5 protein-coding genes are annotated in these 10,511 nt (G+C 64.0%); 2 read left to right on the top strand and 3 right to left on the bottom strand.

The genetic code is table 11. From position 1 onward, the window contains the following. Positions 1–129: 129 nt before the first annotated feature. Entirely contained in the window at positions 130–3,987 is a 3,858-nt protein-coding gene (locus VFZ66_13240) for a hypothetical protein (protein HEX6290152.1), read from the bottom strand. Positions 3,988–5,298: 1,311 nt separating this feature from the next. Between VFZ66_13240 and VFZ66_13235 the strand changes: the two genes are divergently transcribed. Then, a complete protein-coding gene (locus VFZ66_13235; GenBank protein HEX6290151.1) occupies positions 5,299–6,702 on the top strand; it encodes a GAF domain-containing sensor histidine kinase in 1,404 nt (467 codons plus the stop codon). A gap of 221 nt (positions 6,703–6,923) precedes the next feature. Here the strand turns inward: VFZ66_13235 and VFZ66_13230 are convergent, their stop codons facing one another. Further along, a complete protein-coding gene (locus VFZ66_13230; protein ID HEX6290150.1) occupies positions 6,924–8,645 on the bottom strand; it encodes a hypothetical protein in 1,722 nt (573 codons plus the stop codon). Between the two features lie 120 nt (positions 8,646–8,765). Then, the gene (locus VFZ66_13225) at positions 8,766–9,242 is read right to left on the bottom strand and encodes an Hsp20/alpha crystallin family protein (protein ID HEX6290149.1); all 477 of its coding nucleotides are present in this window, start codon (positions 9,240–9,242) and stop codon (positions 8,766–8,768) included. Between the two features lie 582 nt (positions 9,243–9,824). Here VFZ66_13225 and VFZ66_13220 point away from each other — a divergent pair. Then, positions 9,825–10,502, top strand: coding sequence for a hypothetical protein (locus VFZ66_13220; GenBank protein ID HEX6290148.1), 678 nt, complete (start codon positions 9,825–9,827; stop codon positions 10,500–10,502). The last annotated feature ends 9 nt before the right edge of the window (positions 10,503–10,511 follow it).

Below are 10,511 nucleotides of genomic sequence, written 5' to 3'. Positions count from 1 at the left end.
CGGCTGTGCCGAAGGCGATGCCGCCGTCAGCACAGCCATTGCGGATGGTCGCTCCATGCGGAACCGGGAGTGCGTCTGTGATGCGGGTCGGTGGCAGAGCAGGGTCCCGCTCCGCCGCCGACCACGTGATTAGGGCGTTGCGCGGCTGGCATGCTGCCAGGCGGCCCGATAGTGCTGGACCGCGCTGACGAACTGGCTACCCAGCACGGCGCTATCGCCGCGATCCAGCGCCGCCCGCGCCTGGTCGAGCGTCTGCCGTCCGCTGGCCGCCGCCTCGTCGATCGCGACGACCGCCAGGCCGCGCAGCACGTGCAGGACGCGCGTGCGGATGTAGTTGCGCATCACCGCCGCCGGGATCGAGCCTCTGGCTTGCAGCACCTGTTGCAGGCTGGCGACGGCCTGCTGTGCCTCGTCGAAGAGCCGATCAGCGCCGCCGGGCTGGAGATGTGTGGTATCGCGCCACAGAGCGGGATCGAGCGTGCGATCCAGGCGCTGGAGCGCGGCGTCGAGCTGCGCCTGCTCCTGGGGCGTGGTCGCCTGGGTCCGCAGCGCGGCCAGCAGATCGCGCGCCGATTGCTGCGTCGGCAGCAGTTGCTCGTACAGCTTGAGATTGCGCTTGTCCAGCCGCCCGAAGAGCCACTCCTGGGTGCCCGCGTACGGCCCGTAGAGCAGCGTCACTGGATCGCCGTCGGCTACGGCAGCGAACTCGGCGGCGCTCAGGCCGAAGATCAGCGTCCTGCCGCTGCCGTCTTTGTAGCGGCTCATGATGAACTCATGCTCACCGATGCGCAGGACCGGCATGGCGTTGCGCACCGGGAAGCCGTTCGGGCTGGTCAGCTCGATCTCTACATCGGGCTGCGGCGTGCGCGTGGTAGCCGCAGCCTCGCTCTCGACGCTAAACGGCGTGGCTCCCTGGGTGACGAACTGGCGCGGGAACGCCGTCGGCTCGAACTGGCGCGCGAAGAGCATGTTCGCGACATGGATCGCGCCGCTGGCACTTTGATCGAAGGTGAAGCGCACGCCGCGCACCTGGGTCAGCTTGGCGTTGGCAAAGTCCTTGAGCGGAATGCGAGCCATCTGGAGCATCGGGTGCTCGACACAGGCGGGCGCGCTGCTGCATCCGCCGACGGGGCCGCGCAGATCGGCATAGGCGCTTAGCAGAACCGGATCGGAGAGCGTGCCGTCGGCGTGTGCCAGACGGATCGAGAAGTTGCTGGGAGCGCTGGCGTTGAGCGCGCTGATCTGACGCGCGATGCGGAAATCGAGCGTGACATGATCGCTGATGTCGCGGCCAGTCCCGGCAGCGCGCCAGTTGGTCTGGAAGAAGTTTCCGCCGCCCGCGCTGGCCCAGGAGATGCTGCCGACTCGCTGCGTTGGATCGTGATGGTTGTAGGTTCTGCCATCGGTGCCCACGACTGACGCGATCGTGCCATGCGTGATCGTGATGTTCGCGCTATCGTTCGGAACACCGGCGGAGTTCGTGCCAGCGCTCTTGTCGAAGCTTTCGAGAACCGAGGAGATCGAGGCGTTGGGCGAGATGCTCAGGCTGCGATCGATGCGCGTCACGCCTGTCACTACCGGCGGCGGCGATGCCAGCGGGTTGAAGTTCAGGTTGAACGCCGGAGCGGGATCGATGCCGACGTTGGCGCGGAAGAAGGCCAGCAGACCGGCCAGCCCTGTCTGGCGCTGGCTCGCCGAGCCCGGATACTGGGTGAAGAGCTCGGTGTTGCCGCTGGCCCGGCCCACGCAGCCATCCGAGTCCGAGATCTGCCACTCGGTGTTGTAAAAATTATGGTTCGTGCCCCAGACGGTATAGACGCCTTTGAGCGTCGGCGGAGTCTCGCCCGTGTTGAGCAGCACCCGGTCGAAGGGCTCGACGCCCTGAAGGTCGATCACATCGCCGTCGCACATCGGTAGCAGCACGGTCCAGGCGGTGCCGCTGGCCTCGAATGGCGCGGCGAGGGCAGCGTGCATATGCGAGTTGAAGTCGGTCGGCGCAATCTCGAAGATGCCTTTGATCGCAAGCGGCGCAATCTTTGCGGGCCAGGGGCTGCCCGATTTGCGATGCTGATCGTAGGCGGAGCGCACGCCCTGGCCGCCACGCGAGTGGCCCATCAGCCCGACGTTGCCGAGATCGACCTTGCCTTTGAAGAGGCTGCCGCTGAAGCTGGTGTAGCCCGTCTTGAAGGTGCCGAACGACGCATCCGCAGTGCCGGTCGTGTTCCATTGATGCCAGAGCTGAAGATGCTTGAGCACGAGCCGTCCGCGCGCGCGAATGAAGCCATGATCATAGCCGTACGCATCGCTCGGCGAGGTGCCATTGCTGCCGCCGGTAACGGCCCGGTTGGCGTTGATCGAGACGACGATGTAGCCCCAGGAGGCGAGCTGCTCGCCCAGGTAGGCATAGCCCTCGTGGTTGGGCGTGACGACATGGCTTGCGGGGCAGGTGCCGCTGGTGGTGTAGTCGCTGTTATTATCAACTCGTACCCGCGTGCCGTCCGGCGCGGTGATGTATTGTCCGCAGGTGTTGTGATTGCCGTGCAGGAAGACGACCAGCGGATACGGTCCCTTCGACAGGTCGCGCGGCCAGTAGGTGCGTCCCCAGATCTCGGTCGGTCGATCGCTGAGGATGTCGGTGTAGGTTTTGGTATCGTACCGATACTCGCGGCTATCGACGGCGAACGGCCCCCGGCGCGTCGCATCGATGTCGGGCAGGCTGATCGACCGTGTGACGGTCTTGGCCGCAACGCCGGTGCCGCTCGCCACCACGGAGTACGAGGGCGTTGTCTGGGTATCGCGCAGCGGCGCGCGCACCTGCCACACGACCTGCCGCTCCTGCCCCGCCGTGAGGCTGCCGATCGTTTGCGTGGCCGAGCCTGCCGCGAGCTGTAGCTCAGGCGGAAGATTGAGCGCGAGCTGCGCGCCGACGACGGTGGTCGTGCCGGTGTTGACGACGGTGGCGACAATATCGAAGGGGTTGGGCGAGTAGCCGCTCCAGGTGCGGCCAAGCGCCGCCGGGCCGCGCACGCTCAGCGCCAGCGGCGCGGTCTGATTGATCGTCGCCTGGCCCAGGCCATACAGCGTGACATAGGTGCGCGTCTCGCCCGCGCCGAGCGGCTTGGGATTCCAGTAGAGCGCATAGGCGCTGTCGTCGGTGAGCGAGACGGCGGGATCGATCGTGTAGTCGTAGGGCGTGGAGCTGAGGTTGGACCAGTTGGCAAGCACCAGGCGGTCGGGCGTGGTCGCGCCGCCGCTCTTCAGCGTGCTGGCGGTGACGTAGGTGCTATCGATCGCGCTTGCGGAGGCGAGGAATGTATCGGGAACAGCAGCGCCGGAAAATTCCGTTTCCTTGGTGATCGCTCCGACGCCCGGCACGCGGAATGGGAATCCGTCGCTCTGGTTGATCTCGGTATCGATCATCACGCGCGTGCCGACGTCGTGCGCGCTGCTGCCGGTGTTGCGCAGCGTGTAGGCGATGATCGCGGCGTCTTTCTGCCCGGTGTGGCTGTTCTGGCCGATCTGGAGCGTTTGCGTCACCTCGATGTCGCCGATCTGCCACGCGCTCCGATTGGTACGGGCATCGACCTTCGTCGGCGCCTCACGCTGCGTGCCGGTCAGCCCGTAGACATGGTCGCTGCCGTCGATGCGGATCGTGGTGTGCGACGTGCTGCCTGCGTCGGGCCAGCGGTAGCTCAAATCCCAACTGCTGGGCGTGGCGTCGCCGGTGGTACGATCGGGAAATGCGCCGATGACAAACCAGCCCTCGGTGTCGGTGGCGATCACCAGCCGATCGTTAAAGATCGTGCTGGCTGCGCTGGCCGTCGTCACAGCCTGCTCGGTAGTATCTTTGCAGAAACCTCGCTTCGATTTGCACTTGTTGGGGGCTGTTTTCGGCGCGCTCGCCGTTGCGAAACTGGAGGTCGGTACGAAAGAGACGATCAGGCTGGCGACGATCAGCAGCGCCAGCAGGCTGCGAAGCTTACGCATACGAATGTCCTTGCAAGGTAGACCTGGACGAATGAGGACTGTAGCTTGATGTATGTGTTTGGATGGAGTACGGCAACACACAGGGCTGGCACGTTATCGCACACGACAGCAGGCCGCTATGGCCCCTGGGTATGAAGCTGCTACCTGGTATGGAGATCCATTCACGAAGGTTGAGCGCAAGCTTCGCGCTCAATGCAGCGATCAGTAGCATAACTGGCATTCTCAGATATGTATCAGGCTATAGACTTCTCCCACGGCTTGAAAATCTCGCCTATCTCCGTTTGATCGGCGCGTTGTCCGAGGCACGGCAGACAACTGGCCCGATGCGGCAGGCGAACAGGGGCGCAGAGACACTCGATCGAAACCGATGCGCGGCGCGACCAGGCTCACACGCTTGACACACGCAGCGTGCGCTCAGGGTCGACCCGATGCTAAGGGCGCCGCTGTGTAGGCCCAGAACGATGATGTTGTTTGCATAGGGCGACGGGTAGCTTCATACCAAGGTACGCACGATGCGCGTGACGATGGAGGCAGGAGCCTCGCCGGAAATAAGCGCAGAACACAGGCGAGATGCGCGACAACCAGACGAGATCGGTGATCCCGATCGTTCTACGGATGCTACCGTCAAAATTGAGTATAACAGATCTGTCAAGATCAAGGTCATGCGTGGAGCAGCCAGCCGGTTGTCACGCTGAGCGGGATTACGCCATCACAGTCTGCCACACGACGACGCGATTCGTCTCTTATTCGTACATTTTTTTGCTCAAAAAGTGTACCTCGGTACTACGCCACCGGCTGCCGCAGCAGGCTGACATCGTGGTACACTACGTAGGAACATCGAATACGGATATGAAGAACGGTCCCCGCTGTGCCTGCCTTCGTTCCTAGCAGCACACCCCTCTGTCGTCGCTCGGCTAAGGCAGAGGTGAGGATACAAGGCAATGGTCAGCGATTGTACCGGACTTCCGAGATACAGCCCCGCCTTTCCTGATACCGATACCGCCCGGATCGAGCGCGATCCACCGGTGGAACGGGCGTGGCTTAGCCGTCCACATTGATCTTCACATGTTTTCATCAGGTATTAGCAGCGCGATCGTCAACTTTTAACATGGTGGGCTTTCCTACGGCGCTACGATAATCTCGCCCTGGTGATGCTGCGCGTACACGAGCGCATGAGGCAACCGTGACGGCATCGCCAGCGCTGGAAACGGCCTCTCTCTATGATTCAAGATCCGGGCCGATCGTGAGCGGGCAATGTATTGATGTGCTTTCTACGCAGTGTTATCGCCCGATAGCAAGAAGATGCTACTCATGAAAAAGAAAAAACTACAGGTCGATACGAAACTTGGTACTGAGTTGCAACCGCTCGGCCACCAGCCGCCGGAGTTCGAGACGATCCATACGGCGCTTCTCGATAATGCGGCGTATCCTTTTTTGCATGATGCCGCCTTGCAGCTTGCTGCCTCGTTGGATTACGAGACAACGCTCACGATGATCACGCGGTTGGCGATCCCTGCGCTCGCCGACTCCTGCCTGGTTGATCTCTTGACCACTGCGGGCCGCGTGTGCCGCGTCGCTACGGTTCATGCCAATCCAGCCGAGGCACGCCTGCTCAAAGAGGAGCTGCGCTATCCGCCCGACCCCGACGCGCTGGATCATCCTGTGGCGAAGGTGCTGCGTACCCGGCAGCCGGAGCTACACTACGAGATCACCGATAGGCATCTTCAGGCCACGGCTCATGATGCCGAGCATTTGCGGATCTTACGTGAGCTCGGCCCGACCTCAGGCATGGTTGTGCCGCTGATCGCCCAGGATCAGCTTCTGGGCGCGCTGTCGCTGGGAACCGTGCGCGGCGGGCGGCATTATACGGATGCTGATCTGGCTGTCGCGCAGGCGTTTGCCGATCACGCGGCGGTGGCGCTGCTGAACGCGCGGCGCTACAAAGAGGCGCAGGATGGCATGCGCGCGCGCGAGCAGTTTCTATCGATCGCCGCGCATGAGCTGAAAAACCCGCTGACCACGCTGCTCGGCTCGATCGAGCACCTGCAACGGCGCATCACGCGCATGAGCGAGGCGCAAGAGCGCGATCACCAGATTGCGCAGCGTATCCGCGACCAGACCGTCCGGATGACGCAGATGATTGACACGCTGCTTGATATTTCTCGCGTCGAAAGCGGACGGCTTAATCTGGTTCGCGCGCCGATCGATCTTGCCGCGCTCATCCGGCGGCTGGTGGCTGAAGTACAGGCGACGAATAAGCAGCATACGTTCGGCGTTGAGGTGCTGGACGATCCGCTGATCGTATATGCCGACGCGATCCGTCTGGAGCAGGTGCTCCAGAATCTGCTCGTCAACGCGGTGAAGTATAGCCCAGGCGGTGGCCCAATCGGTGTGCGGCTTGCCCGCCGGGGCCTGGAGGCTTCGATCGCCGTGACGGACCAGGGCATCGGCATTCCGCAGGCGGCGATCCCATACCTCTTTGAGCGCTTCTTTCGCGCGCCCAACGCGGATAAGCTCCAGATCGACGGCCTTGGGCTGGGGCTTGCTGTCGTCAGGGAGATTGTGACCCATCACGGCGGTGAGGTGTCCGTCGCCAGCGAGGAGGGCCAGGGCAGTACGTTCGCCATCACCATACCGCTATACGAGGCGGGCTTCCACGCGCCACCCGAAGCCGAGCGCTCCGGCCTGCTGCCGCATTCGTTTGAAGCGTGGTAGGCGCCTGATGCACAAAGAACAACGTGGCCGACACCAAGAGCCAAACGAACAAAAGAACCAGCGAGAACCAATCACCATTTCCGCCCTCTCGCCTGTGACGCAGGCCGCGACGGCGGAATCCCGCCTGTGCACGGGGCCGGGGGTGAGGGCCTGAAGCTCGAAACCTGGAACTCGAAACTCCCGACGCCTGACCCCCCGACGCCTGATCCTTTGATTCTGCACTACGCTCCTAGCGCCTGCTCAAGCTGCTGATCGTCGATCTCCTCGACGTGTCCGATGTGCCGCCGCTCGGCGTTGGCTTTGATCACCTCCACGATCTGGCGCATGATGAAGCTCGCGCCGGGGCCGACCACGCGCCAGTAGCGCAGGAAGCGCCTGCGCGCCGCCGCGTCGGTGGTCGCGGTGCGCATCTCGGCGGTGAGCAGCGTACCGCCGATGCCGTAGGGCTGCACCGTGAAGCCGACCGCTACTTTGGCGTAGCCCGGTCGAGCGAAGTCGGCGAAGTCGGCGGCGGCGATGCGCTCAAAGCCCGCGTCGGACTTCCAGAAGCGTCCGATCGCGCCAAACACAAACTCCGCTCCCTCGCGCTCGTCGATACGAACCCACTCGCCCTCGGCTCCAAGATCGGCAATCCTGTAGGTCGGCTGGGGCGCGGCTGGCGCTTCGGCATGGTGGAATCGCGCCAGTATCCGCTCCGGCAGCAGACGGATCGTGCTGAGCGTCTGGACGATCGCGGAGTGCTGCGCGACCTCCATCAGATCGAGCGAGCGCAGCGCGGCGTATGTCTCCTCCGGGGCTGCCGCCACGACGATCTGGAACACGTCGGCCACATCGAAGCGGGGCAGGTATTGATCGATCAGCGTGCCGCCGCTGACGAGCTTGAAGACCGGGTAGCGATCGGCGATCGTTTCAAGCGCTTCGATCGAGGGATGCGGCCCAAGGCCAAAGTACGTGCGCGCGACTCGCTCCGGCGATTTGGTGAGGGCACGTTTGCCGAGATACGCCTGCAACATCGGCGCTCGCTCTGCGACGGGCACTTCCTCCAGCCGCACCTGACGCTGCATGCCGTGGCAGAGCGTGGCGCTGCCGCCAGCCGCGCGGACGTTACGTACCCAATCTGTCTCGCCGCCCAGCGAGACGACGTACCACTCGCCCTCATGCTCGGCCAGCGTCACAGCGACGGAGCGTAGCTTGCCGGACAGCCGACCGGGAACGTGCAGCGCGACCGTGTCGGGCGGTGTGAGTCCTGCCGTCGCCAGCTTCGCCACGCCCCGGTTGATCAGCCGCAGCAGTGGCGAGGGACGGCTCTCAGGCTGCGCTGCCGTACGCACCGCAGCGCGCTCGACGCGCTCTTTGATCGTCAGCAGCATCTTGCGGCTCATGATCAAGATGCCGGGATCGAGCACCAGCCGCCAGAAGACACCGCCCGGCGTGAGCGGCAGCCGTGCCCGATTGCGATACACCAGCCGGGTATGGCCCTCGTCGAGCGGATACAGCCCGATCGCAATCGTGGCGTAGTCCGCGCCGCCAAGCAGCAGCAGCCTGCTCGGCTCGACCGCCAGCACCGGAATATCTGGGCCGCCGGTCGGGATCACATCGCCGGGCTGCAAGCGCTGAAATTCGGGCAGAATCCGATCGGTGTTCTGAATATCGAGGCCCATCAGGTTTTCGAGCCACGCATAGCTGTACCAGCCGCCGCGTCCCTTGCCTAGCTGCACCAGCCAGGGCCAGATCGCATCGGCGGGAGCGTCGATCGTGATCGCGACGGTCAGGCTGAGGCTCGGATCGGCGATCAGGTCGTCGCCGGGCATCACGCGGCTCACTTCCTCGTCGGTCGCCCCCCAGCGGTGCAGCCGGGGCCGTGCCAGCAGATAGCCTGAGAGCACAGCGCCGCCGACCAGGGCAGCGCCGCCCAGGGCTTGGCTCGCAGATAAACGTTTCATAGATCCTCCTTGGGGCGTTTAACATGGCGGGGGAGATCACAGGCGACAACAGCACATGCGATCTCCCCCGCGCTACGGCTCCGTTGACGCCTCAGCGTCGGGCTGCGGACGGCAACCACGTCAGCCAAGAACCGCCTCTTGCTCCTTCTCCGGCTGCTTGATCTCAAGGCGCTTCGGCTCGACCGCAACAACCTTCGGGAACGTAACCACCAGCACGCCGTCGGCAAAGGTCGCTTCGGGCTTCTCGATGTCGGCCACTTCGGGCAGCACCACCGAGCGGGTAAACGCGCCGTAACGCACTTCGCGCCGGTAGTACCTGTCCTCCTTGACCTCCTCCCTGGCCCTGGTTTCGCCTTTGATCATCAGCGTAGTGCCCGTAAGCGTGACCTCCACATCTTCGGGCTTGATCCCCGACAGCGGGATCTCAACCTTGATCTCCTTATCGGTTTCGTAGATGTCCAGCGCCGGGGTTTCGCGCAGCATGAAGAACCCATCGCCGTTGCCGCGCACACGAACAAACGCCTCCTCGAACATCCGGTCGATCGAGTCGCGTAAGGTGATCAGGTCGCGGAATGGCTCCCAACGTGGGATTGCCATACTGAACCTCCTTGTTCAGCTCAGGCGATCGTCCGTGCAGGACGAGTCGATCGCCACACGTCGATTGCGCCACAGGGAATCAGGGTGGCGTTTCCTGCCTGATTCAGGCTACAACCTGAGCGCGGGTCGTGGCGTAAAGATCGGCGCACGTATCGTGTTAATGTGGTAACTCCGGCGGTGGATCTCACGCATGCGCGGGCTGCCGCTGCTGGCGTGGCCGGCTCATCATCACGTTCACGCCGACGAGGATCGTCATTCAGGCCCACTCCCAGGGCGCGCCCCAACCGACCGCCGGGCGCATCGAGGTGATCGTCGGCTATCGCTTACCTCAACACGATCGCCACCGATCAGCATAGTTCGCGCTCGGTCGGCGCGGTGGAACAGGCTCACCACGGCGGGGATCGGCGCTGCAACGTGGTGACATCTTCACCGCTTATGTGCAGATATTTACATGGAGCGGCTGCCATCGCTGTATGCTGGCAGCTAACCATTAAGATGTGATGACGGGCTGGGTCGCGTCTTCGACGAAGGATATGCGGTCGAGTGACCAGGCCAGGGTGATCAGCGAGCGGCGAGGGCAAGATGTACGCAGGTTCCAGACAGGTAGCACAGCCGCATCCGGGGCGGGCGCTCTGGGTGCGCTGGGTTGTGGCGATGACGTTCGGCGAGCTGCTTGGATTTGCTATTCCGGCGATGGTCGGCGTGCTGGCAGCGGTGATCGGCTTGACCGATCAGGCGCGCTATCTGCCGCTGGTGATCGCTGGCGCTGGCGAGGGCGCGGTGCTGGCGCTGGCGCAATGGTGGGCGTTTCACCGGTTCATCCCGGAGCTGGAGCGCCGCGATTGGGTGATCGCGACGGCGCTGGCCGCGGCGTTTGCCTGGAGCCTCGCGCTGCTGCCGAGCAGTGTTAGTGGCCTGATGGAGGTTGCGCTGCCGGTGCGGATCGTCGGCGGCGTGGTGCTGGCGCTGGCATTCGTGACCTCGATCGGCGGGGCACAGTGGTTTGTTCTACGCCAGCATGTCGCGCGCGCTGGCTGGTGGGTGCTGGCAAATGCGATTGCGTGGCCCGTCGGCGTTGCCGTTCCGGTTGTCGCGCTCTCGCTGCTGCCGGACGATGCATCCGCGCTGCTGATGAGCAGCGCGGGTCTGGTCGGCGGGCTGCTGATGGGCACCGTTGTTGGGGCGCTGACCGGCGGCGTGCTGGTCTGGCTGCTGAGTGATCGGCTGGCGGCGCGCTCCAGAGGAGCGTTCAGCGCGTGAACGTTAGGA

It is taken from the genome of Herpetosiphonaceae bacterium, assembly GCA_036374795.1.
Classification (GTDB): Bacteria; Chloroflexota; Chloroflexia; order Chloroflexales; family Kallotenuaceae; genus LB3-1.
This window is presented reverse-complemented; position numbering and strand designations above follow the sequence as displayed.